The following is a 19,445-nucleotide window of genomic DNA, read 5'->3' as shown; positions in this document are numbered from 1 at the left end:
ACACAGTATATAGATTATGGGATTAATGGGTAGTTTGCGAAACCGAGCAGGATTGGTGGTTACCATCATCGGTTTAGCAATTGTTGCATTTTTATTAGGAGATATCATCAACTACGGTACTCCTTTTTGGATGAAAAGCCAGAATCAAGTGGGGAGCGTTAATGGGGAATCGATAGATTATCAAGTTTTCAATGCGCAGGTTGACCAAACAACAGCTATGTTCCAACAACAAATGGGTGGAGCAGCCTCATCACAATTAAGAACTTATGCAGTTCAACAAGTTTGGAACCAATTTATCTCCCAAGAATTACTAAAACAGGAAATTGAGAAAATCGGTCTTTCAGTAGGGAAAGACGAATTAAATGATTTGGTTAGCGGAAACAATCCTTCGCAACAAATTATCCAGGCCTTCACGAACCCTGAAACAGGTATGTTTGACCGCAATCAGCTCAATGTATTTTTGTCTCAGGTTTCTACACAAGGAACACCAGAGATGAATGCACAATGGGAAATGCTTTTGGAAAACATTCGTAACGAGCGTTTAAACCAGAAATATTCAAACTTACTAAGCAATAGCGTATACGTAACGGCATTGGAGGCACAAGAAGAATACAATAATCGCAACAAATTGGCGAACTTCAAGTACTTAATGTTAGATTACTCTTCTGTTAAAGATGCGGAGATCAACTTAACCGATGCAGATTATAAAGCTTATTACGATACGCATAAAAAAGCTTTCAAAAATCCAGAAGAAAGCAGAACAGTAGAATATGTATTGTTTGATGCACGTCCGACAGCTAACGATACTGCAGCTACAAAATCCGCTATAGAACAACTAAAAGCAGAGTTAATCGCATCGACAAACGATTCTTTATTTGCTGTGTCTAACTCTGATGTACAGTATCCTGCGACTTACCTTCGTAAAGGACAGGTTAGTCCCGCACTTGACTCTGTATTATTCAATGCAGCGGTAGGTACAACAGTAGGTCCTTTCCTTTCTAATGATGCTTATGAGATTGCGAAGGTAATTGATGCAAAATTTAGCCCTGATTCTGTAAAAGCATCACATATCTTGTTAAATACAACTGCTGAAGGCGGTGTTGATAAAGCAACAACAAAAGCCGATTCAATCAAAAGATTAATCCAACAAGGTGAAAGCTTCGCAGCGTTAGCGATTCAATTCAGCGTAGACCAAGGAAGCAAGGTCAATGGTGGTGATTTAGGCACTTTCCCTCGTGGACAAATGGTTCCTGAGTTTGAAGAAGCTGCTTTCTCTGGAAAAGCTGGAGATGTTGTTATTGTGAACAGCCGTTTCGGTACGCATATTATCCGCATCGAAAAGCAAGTAGGCAACTCTAAAATCGTAAAAGCTGCAATTGTCAATAAAACAATCAATGCAGGAAAAGCAACCACCGATGCTGTTTACGCCAAGGCCAATAGTTTCTTCAGTGAAGCAAATAGTAAAAACTTTACCGAAGTTGCCAATAAGCATGGCTTAACTATTCAAAAAATAGACAGAGCAGCTGCGATGGATAATAATTTCAACGGAACAGAAGTACCGAGAGATTTGGTGAAATGGGCATTCGAAGCAAAAAAAGGTGACGTCTCAGAAAAGATTTTCGATACTGAGCACAATTTTATCGTAGCGCGTGTTCAGGACATCCAACCCAAAGGTTTATTATCCTTAGAAGCAGTAAAAGCACAGATAGAACCTCAGGTGAAAAATGAAGTAAAAGCAAAAATGTTAGCTGAAAAGATGAACAATGCCTTGAATGGTGCATCGAACATCGACCAAGCCGCTCAAAAATTGGGTAAATCTGCCATTGAAGTAGAAAATATCGTGATGGCTAATCCAGTTTTACCAGGCATCGCATTAGAGCCTGCAGTGGTGGGAACAGTATTTGGTTTACAACCAAACAAAGTTTCCAAGTCTGTTAAGGGCTTACAAGGCGTATATGCTGTACAGGTCAATGGCTTTACCAACCCTGCAGAATTGGTTGCCAGTGATATGACCAATCAAAAGAAACAATTGCAGACATCGAAGGCACAACGTTCTTGGACAGCAATCTATCAAGCTCTACAAAACAAAGCCGATATAGATGACAATCGCATTAGATTCTATTAAGATATAATCACTAACTTTACAGCCGAACATTAAAATGTTCGGCTTTTTTGTTTTTGAACGTTATGGAAATTCAGGAAAACATCGTCAATAAAGTGGCACAAAGTGGTTTAATGACCATTGACTTGGCAAATTATGCCCCGACGGGGGAAATCTTTATATATGACATAAAGGACAACCTCTTTCATGGATTGATCCTAAAAGAAAAGGATTTCCGTGAGTTCATCAAACAACATGACTGGAGTCAATACCAGAACAAACATATCGGCATCATCTGTTCCACAGATGCCATTGTACCGACTTGGGCGTATATGTTATTGGCAAACAAGCTTGAACCGCATGCAACTTCGGTTCACTTCGGCACGAAAGAAGATGTGGAGAGAGATTGGTTCATGAACAAGTTAAGTACCATCGATTACACAACATTTCTTGACCAACGCGTTGTCGTAAAAGGTTGTGGAGACATCCATATCCCTGAAGCTGCGTTTGTGAAGTTTACGGTCGAACTAAGCAAGGTTGCCAAGTCCATTATGTATGGTGAACCGTGTTCTACTGTACCGGTGTTCAAGCGTAAAAGTTAAACCATTCCCAGTCATACCTGTCCATTATTATATGAGAAAATTGTACATACTATTTATATTTTTTATCGGGACATTTGGTTTAGCCTATAGCCAGACTCTTCCTTATCTACCACAACCGACTTATAAAGAAGGTGAGCAGCTCAAGTACAAATTGCGTTATGGCATCATGTCCGCCGCCACAGGAACATTAAAAGTTGAAAAATCAAAGTTGCGTTTCAGCAACCCCAATACTTATCATTTATCTGCATTCGGGCAAACGTCAGGGGCTTTTTCAGTATTCTACACTGTTAAAAACCAATATGATTCGTATATTGATGGAGATACTTACCTGCCTTATCTATATACCGAAAATATCCGAGAGGGAAGCTATACACGTCAAGAGTATGCTACGTTTGACCACAAGAACAAAAAAGTGTCTGGTAGAAAGGGAACTTTCACCAGTCCGAATTCGCAGTTCTTTGATCTGCTATCCGCATACTATTTTTCAAGAAACTTAGATTTATCCTCTCTTAAAAAAGGGGATTCCTTTAAGATTACCTATTTTCTGAACGATGAAGTCGCGCAATTAGGTGTTAAGTATATCGGAGTAGAAAAAATTAAGACCTCCTTGGGGACCTTGGAATGTATCAAGTTAAGTCCGGAAATTACGCCAGGACGTATTTTCAAAAAAGACAGTCAACTATTCCTTTGGGTAACCAATGATGGGAATCGTATCCCTGTAAAAGCCCAGGTTGAAATATTGATTGGCTCGGTAACCATGGAGTTGGTTTCAGCTTCTGGCTTAAAGCATAAATTGGGTGAGCGCGTAAGTTATTCAAAGTAAAACCATGATAGAAGTAGGCAATGTGTTGGTCCATGAGGACATTATAAAAAATGATTTTGTCTGTAACCTTACCAAATGTAAGGGGATTTGCTGTATAGAAGGTGATGCCGGAGCTCCACTTCTGGAGCGTGAGACTGCCATACTACGGGAAATATACCCAAAAGTAAAACCCTACATGACAGAAGCCGGAATCCAGGCCATTGAGGAGCAGGGTACACACGTAATCGATGCGGATGGCGACCTCACAACGACCTGCGTAGATGGCAATAAAGAATGCGCATATGTAACCTGGGAAAACGGAATTACAAAGTGTGCTATTGAAAAAGCTTATGAACAGGGCGAAGTGGACTGGAAAAAACCGATCTCCTGTCATCTCTACCCTATCCGTACTACGCATTATCCGGAATTCGATGTTTTACATTACGACCGTTGGCATATATGCCACGATGCATGCACCTTCGGCAAAGAGTTGGGCGTGCCGGTTTATAAGTTCTTAAAAGACCCTTTAATCCGCGAATATGGAGAAGATTGGTATAAGCAGTTGGAATTGGTCGTAGCGACTGTATAAATGACAAGACCTTCAGCAGACTTCCGAAATTTTTGAAATTTCGGAAGTCTTTCTGACACAATTACAAGAAAAAAACTTTCTTTCTATTCTCCCTCACTACGTTTGTGCACTCATGGATATTTATTATCTTTATGCAGTTTTAAAACGCCCTAAACAGAGCGATTTAGCCCTTTTACATGTTGAAATTAAAAGATATACAAACTCCAATAGCCACTGAGCTTAAACAGTTTGAAGAAAGGTTTAAGGAATCCATGAGGAGCTCTGTTCCTCTACTGAACCGTATCACCCAATATATTCTTAAACAGAAGGGCAAACAGATGCGCCCTATGTTTGTTTTCTTATCAGCCGGTCTTTGTGGAAACATCAATGATTCTACGTACCGAGGTGCATCATTAGTAGAATTGCTACACACTGCTTCCTTGGTACATGATGACGTGGTAGATAATGCCAATGAGCGCCGGGGGTTCTTTTCGATAAATGCTTTATGGAAAAATAAAGTAGCCGTACTTATCGGCGACTTTTTGCTGGCCAAAGGTTTGCTCTTATCCGTTCGTGATAAAGAATTACAGCTCTTGGAAATTGTTTCGGAGGCCGTTGAACAGATGAGTGAAGGAGAGCTCTTGCAGATTGAAAAAGCACGTAAACTTGATATCAAAGAAGACATTTATTTTGAAATCATTCGCAAGAAAACAGCTTCGTTGATTGCTTCCTGCTGTGCATGTGGCGCTTCTTCAGCTGATGCGGAAAACGAGCAGGTCGCCCTGTTAAAAGAGTTTGGAGAAAAGGTGGGAATAGCTTTCCAAATCAAAGATGACCTCTTTGACTTTGGCATGGATGATGTAGGCAAACCTGTCGGAAACGATATCAAAGAAAAAAAGATGACCCTGCCGCTTATCTATGCTTTACGCAACACGAACAGCTCAGAGAAGAGAAGGATTATCAATCTGGTGAAAAACCATAGCGAGAATAAAGAAAAGGTTGCAGAAGTAATCGATTTCGTACGGAGCAGCGGCGGATTGGATTATGCGACCGAGAAGATGTTACAGTACCAGCAGGAAGCCTTTGACATCCTGAAAAGCTTCCCAGAAAACATTTACCGGGAGAGTTTAGAACAACTAGTCAGGTTTACAACAGAAAGAAAAAAATAGAACTGCGAACATATGAGCCACGAATTATTGTTTTTTGGAGGATTTATCATTTTTATTATCCTCATGTTAGCTATCGATTTAGGTCTTTTTGCCAAAGGTGATAAGCCTATCTCATTAAAGTCAGCTGCCATCATGAGCGGAATCTGGGTAATGTTTGCCCTGGCTTTTGGTCTAGTGCTTTATTTCTGGGGAAATGAGCTTCATGATGTACACGACATTGCACGTCTCAAAGAGATCGTGGCCAAGCACTATCACAACATTCAGGTCAATGAAAGTGACTTAGCTGGTGCTATAAAGGCGTACAACAGCAATCTAACCATCGAATACCTGACCGGTTACGTGGTAGAATACGCCCTATCGGTAGACAATATTTTCGTGATGGTACTGCTCTTCTCTTCCTTCGGAATTCCAGAAAAATATTACCACAAGGTATTGGTCTGGGGTATCATAGGCGCAATTGTACTCCGCTGTATTTTTATCTTCTTAGGAGCAGCGCTTATTGCTAAATTTGGGTGGATATTGTACGTCTTTGGTGCATTTCTGGTCTATACCGGTATTAGTATGTATATCAACCGCAACAAAGAAGAGGAGGTCGATCCACAAAACCATCCGGTCGTAAAGTTCGCTTCTAAATATTTTAAAGTTACGCCCAAACTGGATTCTGGACGCTTTTTTCATATAGAAAATGGGGTTAGGTACATGACACCGTTATTTTTGGTGCTATTAGTCATCGAATTTACAGATTTGATTTTTGCCGTAGATTCTATCCCAGCTATTTTCTCGGTGACAAAAGATCCTTATATCGTATTTTTTTCCAACATCTTTGCCGTATTGGGATTACGTTCGATGTTCTTCCTTTTGGTAAACATCATCCACAAATTCCATTATCTCAAGGTGGGGTTAGCATTTTTGCTCATCTTTATCGGAGCAAAAATGTTACTTCATAGCCAATTGGAAGCGATAGGGTTTAAAACCGTTCACTCATTGATTGTGATTATTTCTATTCTGGTCATCAGCGTTATTGCTTCGTTGGTGTTCCCGAAGAAAGAAAATCTAGCAAACTAAACAAATCAAAAGCCCCAATATGGGGCTTTTGATTTGTTATAGCATTTTTACAAATAGAACGCCTGTTCCTTTTTAGAAAATTTTAACTTCGTGAAAATTAAACAACAAATAATGAACTGGAAAAAATCAATCGGATTAGCAGCAGCCTTATTTATTGGCTCCTTACATATCCATGCACAGGACAATCTAATCAATGCCCTAAAAAACAATGTTAGCGATAATAGTAAGGAAGGCTTCAAGTTTACGGAAGTCATTAACTTAAGAAATACTTCCATCAAGGACCAAGGCTCATCTGGTACATGCTGGTCATATTCAGGAAACTCCTTTTTGGAATCAGAAATGATCCGCATAGGAAAGGAACCTGTGGAGATTTCCTCTATTTTCACTGCACGTAATACCTACATCGAAAAAGCTAAAAACTTTGTTCGCTTACACGGCCGCCAAGCTCAAGGCGACGGTGGGCAGCTGCATGACGTATTGACTATCTTCCGAAAATATGGAGCTGTTCCTCAGGATGTTTACACTGGCCTACAAGCTGGACAAACCCGTAACAATTTTTCGGAGATGAGTCCCATTCTACAGAGCATCACCGAGAGTGTAGCGAAAAATAAAAAGCCAAGCAGCACATGGATCAAAGCTTTCACAGCGGCAATGGATGCTTATTTGGGTGAAGTTCCTGAAAATTTCCAATATAAAGGCAAGACCTACACACCAAGAACATTTGCTGACGAAGTTGTTGGCATCAACCCAGATGATTATGTCGGCATTTCTTCATTCGAAGAGCATGCATACTACAAGCCTTTCGTATTGCTAATCCCTGACAACTGGTCCTTCGAGAGTTTCTATAATGTTAAAATCAATGATCTAACAGATATTATTGACAATGCTTTACAGAATGGCTACACAGTAGCTTGGGCAACGGATGTATCCGAAAAAAGCTTTAGTTGGAAAAACGGCGTAGCCTACGTTCCGGAAAAACCTATTGAGCAGATGACTAAAGAAGAATTAGACAATATGTTCAACGGACCTAAATCAGAACCTCAAATCACAGCGACACAACGTCAACAAGCATTCGACAACTATACTACAACAGATGACCATGGCATGCACATTGTTGGCCTTGTGAAAGACCAAAATGGCAAGGAATATTATATCGTGAAAAACTCTTGGGGAGAGTCCAATGATTACAAGGGGTATATGTATGCAACGAAAGAATTCGTACGTTACAAAACGATTTCATTGCTATTACACAAAGACGGTTTAAACAAAACTATGCGTTCGCAATTGGGTATTTAAAACCCATCGTAAGATTGCTATTAAAATGATGTCTCTTATGTTTGTTCCTGACAAATGTAGGAGACACCATTTTTTTATAATATTCATTAATAATACGAGCTATCAATATGCCGGATAATGGTTAAGTATCCCTTATGTTTTTTCGTTTTCGAAGTCGAGGTTTCCTTGTATTCTATTTCATAAAAGTACGTTCCATCCAGCAGATTTTCTCCCCGAAAGTCATCCTGGTAATCTTCTTCACTGTACAATAACTGTCCTGCTCTATTGTAAATCCGTATATTGACCCAATTCAGGAAATTCATACTTTTCACGTAGAAGGCTTCATTTTTCCCATCTCCATTCGGGGTTATGACATTTGGCACGAAGAAGGTGCGCGGCAAAATATGTAATGTCCCTGATATATAGGTAATGGTATAGTTAATCGTCTCATACCCTGATAAGGAAATGTTGTATTGCCCTACAGTCACTGCACCTTGGGAATCCCCGGTAAAAACAGGGCTACCAGCTAAGTTGTTTTCATTATCGCTGCACTTGAACCCTGAAAATACGAGTGGTGTTCCACCATAAAAAGGTATGTCATCGTACATTTTAACCGTGTCACGAGCACTAATCTGCAATGGAGCAGGCAGAATAGACAACGTTCCTTCTACAAAGTTTAATTCGTAATTATCACTTAATGTAAGCGTTCCCTGCGTGATGGCAAATAGGCCAACGCTTTCTCCTGCTTCTCTATCCAAACCTCCTGTAATATGGTCATCCTCCACGAGTTCCGGAGTCAGGGAATAAGTCAATATAGGATCCATGTCGCCATATTCCTTAGTTTGAGACGTTGCTGTTACTTGAATAGTTTTAGGTACAACGCGAAGTCGGGCAGTCAAAATTAATGTATTATAACCTTCGCCGTAAATAGTGACCGTAACCGTTTCCTGTCCTACATCCAGCAGGCCATTATTGGAAGAATAGCTTACTTGCAGATCTGCAGGCAGTGTTTCTACGATAGCTAATTGATGTACAGTTCCGTCATATTCAAATGTGCCATCCGGAAATGTTACAGGTGGTATATCCATTAACCTTGTACGAAATTGTATGACAGCACAAGCAGAAGCTTCTCCTGTACCATTGTAAGGCACGGCACGCACATAGTAAATGGTGTTCTCTGCCAAATTGCTCGTCAGTGTATAGCTCGTGACATTACCCACATCCATATCAAGCACATCAGAGCCATTGGGTGTCGTGCTGAGAATCAACCGATAGCCTGTTGTATTCACCACAGCATCCCAAGTTATCGTCGGCAGAAGCCCTACACCAATCGCATTATTGACGGGAGCGGTAATAGTAGTACAGTCGGGAGTTGTTGGCAGAGTTTCCGTAGTAAAACGGATTTCTGTGCAAGCTGCGGCATTGCCTACTGCATTATACGGAACAACGGTCACGTAATGAACAGTATTTTCATCAAAATCTGTAGGTGGTGTATAGGTTATTGCATTGCCTACATCAATGTTATTAGCGATATCCGTTCCACCAGGTATTGTGCCAATAAAGATACGGTAGCCTGTAGCACCGGCAACCGCACCCCAACTGATATTAGTATCCACAGGAACATCCGTGGCACCATCAGCAGGTGTGATATTCGTTACACAATCGGGGACTGATGTAATATTAATCTGTACAATAACACGATCCGACTCACAATCATCTATTGTCTGCGAGACATAATAAGTACCATTACTAATGACAGTCTGCGGATCAAACGGTGTACCTCCGGTCGGTTCCGTGTACCATCGTAAATTCTGCCCAACAATATCAAGATCTGCATAAGTACTCCCAGGTACAAAGCTCTGATCGGGAACATCGGGAACAGGTGTAACACTGATAATAATATCCACAGCCGTACGATCACTTTCACAAGTACCCGATACACGGGAAGCATAATATGTTCCGGTAGACAGTGTGGTCGTAGGAGATAATACAGTACCTCCGATAGCTTGATTGTACCATTGAAGTCCTACACCTACATTTTCCAGATCTGCTACCTTCAAGCTGCCACAGCCTCTAATATCCCCAACAAATTGTGGTGCTACAACGGGTTCGACAGTTACGGTTATTGCACGTCGATCGCTTTCTAGAGCATCCACTGTTTGCGTAGCATAATATGTCCCGGAGGACAGTGCTGTCGTAGTGGATAGCGGCGAACCTCCGGTTTCCTGATCGTACCAACGAATATAGGTCCCCTCAGCAGTCAAATCTGACACAGTAGCTGGAGGACAAAATTGCTGATCAGCTGCTTGGGGAGGTTCAGGACGCGTAACAGTTGTAAAGCTGATTTCCTCACAGCCTACAGCTTCGCCATCACTGTTAAACGGAACTATTCTTACATAATATGTGGTATTTTCATCAAAATCTACCGGCGAATTATAGCTTGTGCCAGTAGTTATTCCTACATCGATAATATCCGTATTACCTGCTGTCATACTCATGAAAATACGGTAACCATCTGCTCCAGAAACAGCATCCCAGGTGATGTCTGCATCAACCGGAACACCCGTAGCTCCATCGGTCGGACTCGTAATCGTGGCACAATCGGGAACGGTAGGTAGGCTCTCCGTGGTAAAGCTTTCTTCTGTACAGCCTGTGGCTGTACCTGCGGTATTATAGGGGACAATTGTCACATAATAAGTCGTGTTTTCATCAAGAGCCGTTACCGGGGTGTACGTGGTCACGTTCCCGACATTCAATCCGTTGGCAATATTGGTTGCTCCCGGGGCAGTACCAATGAAGATATGATAGCCGTGTGCATCGTCAACAGCGTTCCACTCAATAGTTGAAGTGATTGCTATATCCGTAGCACCATTTACCGGCGAGGAAAGTGTTGTACAACTTGGCGGTGTTAATGTGGAATTTAATTGTAATTCGTACGCTCCGGCATCCACATACGTATTAAATAGTCTGGGGTTTCCAACTAAATCACTATCTGTCGCAGGGGCATTGCCTTTAACCTCGGTATAAAGATTATTCCTCCCGTATTCCACAGCTGGGCTATTATCCTGCAAGCTAAAATCGCCATTAACAAAATTCCGGAATAAGGGATTGACCCCTATTAGATTTTCTGTACCGGTATATTCCTGCGTAATATTTCGTCGGATATCCTGTGTGCTCAGATCTATATCCAATCTTTCCGAATGAATATCCGCACGGTATCCCCCGGCTCTTGCTGTATTCAGATAGAATATCGAGTTATAAATATGGGTTATAGCCGGATTACTGTCTGTTTCAGTAATACTCGGGATAATTAGTGCCGTATTCGTATTTCGGACAAAAGTTGAATTGGTAATCTGGATAAACCTGTTATTGAAAATCGCACCTCCCATATCTGTAGCTTCATTTTCCACAAAAAGAGAACTGACAACCTGAAGTCCTTTATCGCTGAAATTATATAATCCGCCTCCAAAAGCTGAGGTATTACCACGAAATTCGCTCCGTTCTACCACCGAAGGTTCTGCAAAACGATGATTATATATCGCACCACCTTCCCCATCGGTATTATTGGTCTCGAAAGTGGCTTGACTAATCGTTATTTGCCCGAAATTATTCCCGATAGCACCACCTTTTTCAAGTCCTTTATTATCCGTAAATTCAGATAAAGCAACGTTAAGTGTACCAAAATTATTATATATAGCGCCTCCCTGCCCTTCTGCTTCATTTTGAATAAACTGAGTTGTACGAATAGCAGCAAGGTGATTGCTATTGAATATTGCAGCTCCATTAGCTCCGCTTCTATTATTTCTAAAGACTACACCATTGACAAATAAACTCCTTCTATTATTAATAGCTCCACCATTCAGTGTCGCCGTATTATTGATAAACGAACCTGCTGTAACATGAACATCATAATAATTGACATGAATCGCTCCGCCTCCATCATCACTATGGTTTTCTATAAAATTACATTCCGTGACCTGAAAGTTCTCTCCCCAGGTATAAACTGCACCTCCAGAGTTTTCAGCAATATTATTACGAAAAACAGTATTATCTATCGCTACATTCGGAGCCCAGTTGTGGATAGCACCTCCCCCATTTTGTCCCATAGGATAATCTATAAAGATATTCCTGTTGTTCTCAAAAATACAATCTGTGATAATAGCACCTCTTGCCGGGCTTCCTATATAAATAGCCCCGGCTCCACGCTCACCAGAGGAAATATTATTTAAAAACCTAGAATTACTTATCGTAATCGTTCTCCCCGTCATGTAGATTGCTCCACCACCTAAGCTCCCTGTTACAAAACCTCTTCGAAACTCCAATCCATCTATCACAACATTATCTCTATCAATAAGCATAATCTGAGTCGTACCTCCTCCATCCAGGATCGTTGGACTATCCACAATATTACGTGTGGCTCCGACTCCGGTGTACCCACCATTAATGGTCAATCGTTGCGTTACAAATAAAGTCATTGTAATAGCATAAGTTCCTTCCCGCAATCTTAATTCAGTATTATTGGGAGCATTTGTTATTGCATTCATAATCTCTGAAGCATTAGCCCATGAACTTCCATTACCTGTACCTGCTGGGCTGACATATACTACACCTGCTGTAGGTGTGACCTGCCCATATCCGACACTCCAACTCAACAAGAAAAACAACAGGCACAGCGCAATCTTGGAAAAAACAGAAACTTTTCCCAATCTCTTATTATCTTGAATAACGTGAACTGTAATTCTGCTTTCTTCCATCTTACCCCTTACCTGTTTTGACCATCACAGGTAACATCAAATCTAAAAAAGAAAGCACACCTGAAGGTGTGCAGAGAGGGTTTACGCTATACTCTGTATATGCAGTGTATATAGTTTGTAGATACAACTGCTACGACAAAGGTGTCTTTTCAATGGTGCGCCATATGAAAAGTAAAAGGGAGGTTTGTTTCGACAAACCTCCCTTTTACAAAGATTGAAAACACTTTCTTTAAAGCATTTCCTACTTTATCTCCTTATAGCTTACCCCCATATTCTGGAACATGAAAGCCCATTTGTCGGTTTGTTCCGCAATCACCATTTTGGTAGATTTACCTGCACCATGCCCTGCATTGGTTTCTATGCGAATCAACACTGGATTTTCCCCTTTATGATATTCCTGCAATCGAGCAGCAAACTTAAACGAATGCGCCGGCACCACACGGTCATCATGATCCGCTGTAGTAACCATCGTTGCCGGATATGCTGTATCCTGTTTTAGCGCATGATATGGAGAGTAATGATATAGATATTCGAACATCTCTTTGTTATCATCCGAAGTTCCATAATCAAACGCCCATCCAGCACCTGCAGTAAATTTATGATAGCGTAACATATCCAAAACACCTACTGCAGGAAAAGCAACCTTGAATAATTCGGGACGTTGTGTCATACTTGCTCCGACCAACAATCCACCATTAGATCCTCCGGCGATAGCCAAGCGTTCCGAAGAAGTATATTTTTCCTGAATGAGGTATTCTGCTGCGGCAATGAAATCGTCAAATACATTTTGCTTCTTCATTTTTGTACCTGCAACGTGCCAGTTCTCTCCATATTCTCCACCTCCGCGAAGATTTGCCACAGCATATACACCACCTTGCTCCAACAGAATAATATTGCTCGTAGAGAATGAAGGCGTCAAGCTAATGTTGAAGCCACCATAACCATACAACAATGTTGGGTTCGTACCATCCAATGCAATACCTTTTTTGTAAGTAATAATCATGGGAACTTTTGTGCCGTCTTTTGATGTATAAAACACTTGTTTAGACTCATAGCGCGATGGGTCAAAGTTAATTGCCGACTTTTTGTAAACCTCAGACTTTCCAGAAGCAATATCGTATTTATAGATTGTTCCTGGATTCACATAATTGGTAAAAGAATAGTACAATTCTTTATCCCCTGCTTTCGCGCCAAAACCTCCCGCTGAGCCAACTCCCGGCAACTCAATCTCACGTTCCAGTTTTCCTTCACGATTATATTGCTTCACCAATGAAGTCGCGTCTTTCAAATAATTTGCAAATATTTTTCCACCTCCCGTCGAAGGAGAAAGCACATGCTCAGTTTCCTTGATAAGATCCTCCCAGTTTTCAGGTTGAGGTTCAGCAATGCCTACAGTCACCACCCGTCCATTTGGTGCATTCAATTCAGTATAAATAAATAGTTTGGAGTCTTCGTTATCGATGATATAATGATTTTTATCCATATTATTCACGATAGTCACAAAATCCGCCTGTGGGTCAGTGAGATCTTTGATATAAAGCTCATTACCAGAGGTTGCATTTGCCGCAGTAATAACCAGAAATCTTTCATCCTCGGTCAACCCTCCGGAGAGATAGCGACGTGGTTTTGCTGATCCACCAAACACCAACTGATCTTCCGACTGTGCAGTGTTCAATTTATGAAAGTACAGCTTATGCTGATCAGTCATGGCCGACAAAGCCGATCCTTCTTTTGGCTTATCGTAGCTGCTGTAATAGAACCCTTCATTACCTCTCCATGCCAATCCCGAAAATTTCACATCCACAAGCGTATCACCAATAACTTGCTTGTCTTCTGCATTCAATACAATAACTTTTCTCCAATCTGAACCACCTTCCGAAATTTGGTAAGCAACTAAAGAGCCGTCCTTAGAAAAAGAGATGCCAGCCAGCGACGTTGTACCATCTTCAGAGAACTTGTTAGGGTCAAGAAAAACTTCTTCTTTGCCATCTTCACCTTTTTTGCGATAAAGCACATACTGGTTCTGCAATCCATCATTCTTATAATAATAGATGTACTCCCCCTCCTTGAAAGGAGCACCTTCTTTCTCGAAGTTCCAGAGATTTTCTAAACGTGTACGGATAGCTTCGCGAAAAGGAATCTGTGCCAGATAATCTTCCGTTACCAGATTTTGCTCTGTAACCCATTGTTTCGTTTTTTCCGACAGGTCATCTTCAAGCCAACGATAAGGATCTTCCACCGTAGTACCGAAATACACATCGTTGTGCTCTATTTTTTCTGTTTTTGGATAAGGTTTCAATACCATTTCCTGATTTGATTCAATAGTTTTCTCTTGGTCACAGGCTGTAAAACCCAATGCCAAAAGGATAATTCCTAAATTTTTGTTCATAATCTACTTTTTAACCGTCCACAAGATAAGAGTTTTTTATAAAAAAGCTTATCGAGACCCCCTAAGAAGCCTAATCTTATTGCGAATGTTACGCCTGTGCGTCATAATAGTCCACACGCTTCGATTAGTCAGCTCAGCTATTTCCTTGTTGGTTTTCCCTCTCTTGATATACTCCAAAACCTCTATTTCTCTATCGGTCAGATGAAAATCATCGGAGAGTACATCAGGCCATTCTGTAGATAACAAAGAGGTAGCCTGATAAATAACTTCTCCAGCGTACACTCTCTTGATCGCATCGATAAGCTTGCTAGCATCCAACTCTTTAGAGAGGTATGCTTCCACGCCTATACTTTCTAATTCTGCCACAAATAGCGAATCCACTTCCATCGACAAAAGGATAAACTTTACCTTAGGAATATAGGACTTTATTTCCCGGGACAACATGATTCCCGATTTTCTGGGCATATACATATCTACTACAACGACATCTGGTTTATCATCGTCCAGCATTTTGTGTATATCGACACTATCATCGTACCCATTCACCAATTTTATTCCGCTCTCGTTTTGTAAGATAGCCTTAATACCATCTACAAAAAGGCGGTGATCATCAATGATTACTAGTCGAATCATGTTTTTTCCTTTCTTTGTTTTGTAGTGGAATAGAAATCTCTACCGTATATCGGTTTTCTCCCTCTTCCACTTTATACGTCCCGTCATAATATGCTATTCTGGAACGAATATTCGTTACCCCATTCCCCGTATCACCTTTTCGTTTCAGATCCGTACTATAGTCATTTTCTACTAAAATTGTAACTGCATCTTCATCAATCAATAATTGTATGTCAACTGTTGTAAGTCCCTGTCCATGCTTCAGGGCATTCGTCAGCAACTCCTGATAGATACGGTATACATTTATTTTCAGATCCCAAGGCAATAGCCTCTCATCGCCTTCCAAGTAGCATGTAATCTGCGGATGGGGACTATAAAACGTTGCATCTCTTTCAATCACACCAAATAGGCCCAAGCTATCCAAGTGTTTTGGGGCAATTTGATACACTAAATGACGAAATTCATCGTTCAGACCCTTTATTGTATCGTTGATTCCCTTTTCAGCATTTAGTTTTTCTTGTGAAAGCATCAAACGAAGGGCTTGCAAAGTCCCTCCGATACCATCATGTATATCCCGTGCAATGCGTTGTCGTTCTTTTTCTTGGGTAGTGAGAAGCTCAACTGTCAATTTTGCTCGTCTTTCCTCACCTATGGTCAGATCTCGAACAAATTTATCAACATCTCGCTTGTATTTAACAGCAAACACAATCATGAGGTATGCACTTTCAAAAGCAAAAGCAAAAATGATATTACCTGGTTTAAATAATAGAGGCAGCGACATGATATCAAATGTATTCAGCAGATAAAGCAATACTGAAACAAATAATAAACCGTTACCGATGAGGTAGTGTAGAATATAAGGTGTCCTTCGAAAGACAGCATACCCGATATTGACAAGCAAAATCAAAGTCTGTATCAACAACAAGCCCGCAAACAGTGGTTGAATAATCTGCAACACTTCTGCCGAAGGAAAATAATAGAGATACAATCCCAGAAAAACCCATGTTATAAAGAATACCAACCTGTTAAATCGAGACAAAAGCCTGTTTAGATTAGGAAGATATTTCTCCTGTGCCGTAAAGCTCTGAAAAACGTAGACGTTAAAATACAATGTAAACGCCAGCCAAACAATTTTTGGAACCATTGCCCAATAGGGGTAGAGGGATTCTGGGATGAGATAACTTCCATGCAGATATTCTAAAATATTGAAACATAATAAGCTGACCAGATACCCCGACATCATAGCGTAGAATCGGCTCCGAAGCACGATAAATAAGCTAAGGCTGAAAACAATAGCGAATATAAAAAAACCGAAATAATGTCCTGTGAGTAGTGAAAACCCTAACTCATAACTCAAAATATCACGCTCCGTACTAATATCAGTGGGGAAATATAAATTCTGTCTACCATAGACTTCCGTTTTAAGAAGGAAGGTCTTGCATTCGTCGGGTTGCATTGGTATACGAAACGATACTGATCGTAAATTAACTTCCCGCTCTGACATAGGCGTATAATGGGACATTTCTCTTTCCTCAACGATACCCGTCAGCGCAGAATCCACTTCATATAGTATGAATTTTATTCCATCATAATAAAAATTCCAGAGATAATCCTTCGCCTTATCAGAAGTATTATGCAGTGTTAGCGAAAACCAATGTTGGCAACTAGTTACTCCTCGACTGATCGTCCTTTCAGGTGCTACGTCAGAAAAATCCCCTTGTCTCCACCTCATGAGTACGCTATCTACGACCATTGCCTTGCTACAGTCTACATACTCCTTCAGATACCCTATAATCCGAATATCATTTGCTCCAGATATACGCAATGTATCTGCTGCCCATGACAATGTACTCATCATGAAACCACAAAGAAGAGCAAACAAACGCAATCTTTTCATTAAGGTAGTCGGTTATAACTCAAATATAAAAAATCAACGGTATATTCACAATGATTTAGAGAATTCCATTGCTACTTTAGCCTTATTTGGCAAAGCTTTAATATTTATCTAATTTTGCGGTTCAACGATGAGAGATAAAATCTATTTTGCATCCGACTTTCATTTGGGCGTCTTGCCCAAAACCTCTTCCCGTGAGCGGGAATTGCGAATTGTTTCATGGTTGGACAGTATTAAGGATTCTGCGAAAGAACTTTTCCTTGTCGGTGATATTTTTGACTTTTGGTTTGAATACCATACCGTTGTTCCAAAAGGTTTTATTCGTTTTCTGGGCAAACTATCGGAATTAGCCGATTTAGGTGTAAAAATAACCTTATTTAAGGGCAACCACGACATGTGGATGTTTGGTTACCTAAAGGAAGAACTTGGCGCCACCATTGTTGACAACGAATTGATTATTGAACTGGATGGCAGACGTTTTTTTATTCATCACGGTGATGGTTTAGGGCCAGGAGATAGAAAGTATAAATTCTTAAAAGCTTTCTTCCGTAGTCGCTTATGTCAATGGCTATTCGCCCGCCTACACCCCAACCTGGGGATTGGCATTGCCCAAAGATGGTCTAGGCATAGCCGAGCAGCCAACCACGATGAAGAGCAATTTCTAGGGGAAGAACGCGAGTGGCTTATCCAATATGCCAAAGAGAAAGCAAAACAAGAGCATTTCGATTATTTCATCTTTGGTCATCGGCATCTACCCTATGATATTGCGCTAGGTGACAACTCACGTATCATCAACTTAGGGGAATGGATGAACTTCTACACCTATGCCGTCTGGGATGGAGAACAATTAGCCCTGAAAGAATGGAAGCCATAAGTATCATACAACGTTATTACCCATTGAGCATTCTAGATCAAAAGAAACTGGAGTCTCTTTTCCAACGGATACAAATTGATAAAAACACGGATATCATCCAAAGCGGCAAAACCTCCAATTATCTATACTTTATAAAAACCGGTTCTTGCCGGATTTTTTACCATAAAGATGGCCGCGAGGTTATTTTGGATTTTGCCTTTCCCGGCGATGTTCTTATTTCTTTAAATAGTTATATATACGGAAAAACAGGTTACGAAACCATCCAAACTATGGAGATAGCCGAATTATATCAAATTGATACCCGCTTGCTGGAGGAGTTTTATAGATCATCTATTGGCATCGCAAATTGGGGTAGGAAGCTAGCCGAAATAGAAACATTGAAAATTGAATCGAGGTTGATGTCTAAGCTTTTCAAAAATGCAAGCGAAAGCTATCAAGAACTCATGGAAAGAGCCCCAAAGATGATTCACACAATAAAACTAGGATATATTGCCTCCTATTTGGGAATCTCTCAAGTTACCCTAAGTAGGATACGAGGAAAGATATAAAGCAAAGGGCGGAACCCAGCTGGGTTTCGCCCTTTGCTTTATCGACTTCACCTTCGTGAAAACTTCAATACAACATAACAAAAAAAGCACCCGTTAACTAACGGATGCTTTGATTTTAAGTCTCGTCTTAAGACGAGAGGACTCGAACACGTCCCGCTTCAAGCGGGATGAAAGGCTTGTATTCTAACCATTCTGGTTACGAAGCTTATTTGAGCCCTGACAACACAACCATTCTATGTAACGACGATTATATTTTTTCAACTGCTTCTCTCGGATAATAGCCGAACGCTTGCTATCACACTCCTCGACATAGATAAGACGCCAAGGTTTCTTCTGACTTGAATAACGCCCCTGACCTTCGTTATGCTCCGATAGCCGACGCATATAGTCCGATGTATATCCTTTATATAAGGAACCGTCAACAAAACTTTCGAGAATATAGACAAAATATAACATAACAAAAAAAGCACCCGTTAACTAACGGATGCTTTGATTTTAAGCGGTCTGGACGGGACTCGAACCCGCGACCCCATGCGTGACAGGCATGTATTCTAACCAGCTGAACTACCAGACCAAAATCTTTAAAAGAAAAATATAACTTACTATGTGCGGTCTGGACGGGACTCGAACCCGCGACCCCATGCGTGACAGGCATGTATTCTAACCAGCTGAACTACCAGACCAAAATCTTTAAAAGAAAAATATAACTTACTATGTGCGGTCTGGACGGGACTCGAACCCGCGACCCCATGCGTGACAGGCATGTATTCTAACCAGCTGAACTACCAGACC

General features: G+C 40.8%; 14 protein-coding genes and 3 tRNA genes. 9 read left to right on the top strand and 8 right to left on the bottom strand.

Annotation, left to right across the window (positions count from 1 at the left end):
* The first annotated feature begins 16 nt into the window (after nt 1-16).
* From BM375_RS16665 to BM375_RS16635, 7 genes are all read left to right on the top strand, one after another.
* Nucleotides 17-2,125 (top strand): peptidylprolyl isomerase, encoded by a 2,109-nt coding sequence (locus BM375_RS16665; protein ID WP_093367707.1) that lies wholly within the window; start codon nt 17-19, stop codon nt 2,123-2,125.
* 62 nt (nt 2,126-2,187) lie between these two features.
* Complete coding sequence (locus BM375_RS16660) at nt 2,188-2,703, top strand: DUF2480 family protein (protein ID WP_093367706.1); 516 nt, start codon at nt 2,188-2,190, stop codon at nt 2,701-2,703.
* A 31-nt stretch (nt 2,704-2,734) separates the two neighbouring features.
* A complete protein-coding gene (locus BM375_RS16655) occupies nt 2,735-3,526 on the top strand; it encodes a DUF3108 domain-containing protein (protein ID WP_093367704.1) in 792 nt (263 codons plus the stop codon).
* 4 nt (nt 3,527-3,530) lie between these two features.
* Nucleotides 3,531-4,094, top strand: a complete 564-nt coding sequence (locus BM375_RS16650) for a DUF3109 family protein (RefSeq protein ID WP_093367703.1) — start codon at nt 3,531-3,533, stop codon at nt 4,092-4,094.
* Between the two features lie 176 nt (nt 4,095-4,270).
* Nucleotides 4,271-5,242: a polyprenyl synthetase family protein gene (locus BM375_RS16645; RefSeq protein WP_093367701.1), complete on the top strand. Its 972-nt coding sequence runs from the start codon at nt 4,271-4,273 to the stop codon at nt 5,240-5,242.
* Nucleotides 5,243-5,254: 12 nt separating this feature from the next.
* A complete protein-coding gene (locus BM375_RS16640) occupies nt 5,255-6,307 on the top strand; it encodes a TerC/Alx family metal homeostasis membrane protein (RefSeq protein WP_093367699.1) in 1,053 nt (350 codons plus the stop codon).
* Nucleotides 6,308-6,418: 111 nt separating this feature from the next.
* On the top strand, nt 6,419-7,603 hold the full coding sequence (locus tag BM375_RS16635; RefSeq protein ID WP_093367698.1) for a C1 family peptidase: 1,185 nt from the start codon (nt 6,419-6,421) through the stop codon (nt 7,601-7,603).
* An 86-nt stretch (nt 7,604-7,689) separates the two neighbouring features.
* Here the strand turns inward: BM375_RS16635 and BM375_RS16630 are convergent, their stop codons facing one another.
* The 4 genes from BM375_RS16630 to BM375_RS16615 all read right to left on the bottom strand — a co-directional run bounded on the left by BM375_RS16630 (nt 7,690) and on the right by BM375_RS16615 (nt 17,234).
* Nucleotides 7,690-12,336: an MBG domain-containing protein gene (locus BM375_RS16630; protein ID WP_093367696.1), complete on the bottom strand. Its 4,647-nt coding sequence runs from the start codon at nt 12,334-12,336 to the stop codon at nt 7,690-7,692.
* Nucleotides 12,337-12,577: 241 nt separating this feature from the next.
* Nucleotides 12,578-14,725, bottom strand: a complete 2,148-nt coding sequence (locus BM375_RS16625; RefSeq protein WP_093367694.1) for a prolyl oligopeptidase family serine peptidase — start codon at nt 14,723-14,725, stop codon at nt 12,578-12,580.
* 48 nt (nt 14,726-14,773) lie between these two features.
* Nucleotides 14,774-15,358: a response regulator gene (locus BM375_RS16620; protein WP_093367692.1), complete on the bottom strand. Its 585-nt coding sequence runs from the start codon at nt 15,356-15,358 to the stop codon at nt 14,774-14,776.
* Nucleotides 15,336-17,234, bottom strand: a complete 1,899-nt coding sequence (locus BM375_RS16615; RefSeq protein ID WP_093367690.1) for a sensor histidine kinase — start codon at nt 17,232-17,234, stop codon at nt 15,336-15,338. Before BM375_RS16615 ends, BM375_RS16620 begins: the two co-directional genes overlap by 23 nt.
* 127 nt (nt 17,235-17,361) lie before the next feature.
* Between BM375_RS16615 and BM375_RS16610 the strand changes: the two genes are divergently transcribed.
* Nucleotides 17,362-18,105, top strand: coding sequence for a UDP-2,3-diacylglucosamine diphosphatase (locus tag BM375_RS16610; RefSeq protein WP_093367688.1), 744 nt, complete (start codon nt 17,362-17,364; stop codon nt 18,103-18,105).
* Nucleotides 18,093-18,653, top strand: coding sequence for a Crp/Fnr family transcriptional regulator (locus BM375_RS16605; RefSeq protein WP_170852698.1), 561 nt, complete (start codon nt 18,093-18,095; stop codon nt 18,651-18,653). Before BM375_RS16610 ends, BM375_RS16605 begins: the two co-directional genes overlap by 13 nt.
* Nucleotides 18,654-18,836: 183 nt before the next feature.
* Here the strand turns inward: BM375_RS16605 and BM375_RS16600 are convergent, their stop codons facing one another.
* From BM375_RS16600 to BM375_RS16585, 4 genes are all read right to left on the bottom strand, one after another.
* Entirely contained in the window at nt 18,837-19,109 is a 273-nt protein-coding gene (locus BM375_RS16600; protein WP_093367685.1) for a GIY-YIG nuclease family protein, read from the bottom strand.
* 44 nt (nt 19,110-19,153) lie between these two features.
* Nucleotides 19,154-19,227 (bottom strand) — tRNA-Asp (locus BM375_RS16595).
* Nucleotides 19,228-19,262: 35 nt separating this feature from the next.
* Nucleotides 19,263-19,336 (bottom strand) — tRNA-Asp (locus BM375_RS16590).
* Nucleotides 19,337-19,371: 35 nt separating this feature from the next.
* A tRNA-Asp gene (locus BM375_RS16585) sits at nt 19,372-19,445 on the bottom strand.

The organism is Sphingobacterium wenxiniae (assembly GCF_900116225.1).
Lineage (GTDB): Bacteria > Bacteroidota > Bacteroidia > Sphingobacteriales > Sphingobacteriaceae > Sphingobacterium > Sphingobacterium wenxiniae.
This window is presented reverse-complemented; position numbering and strand designations above follow the sequence as displayed.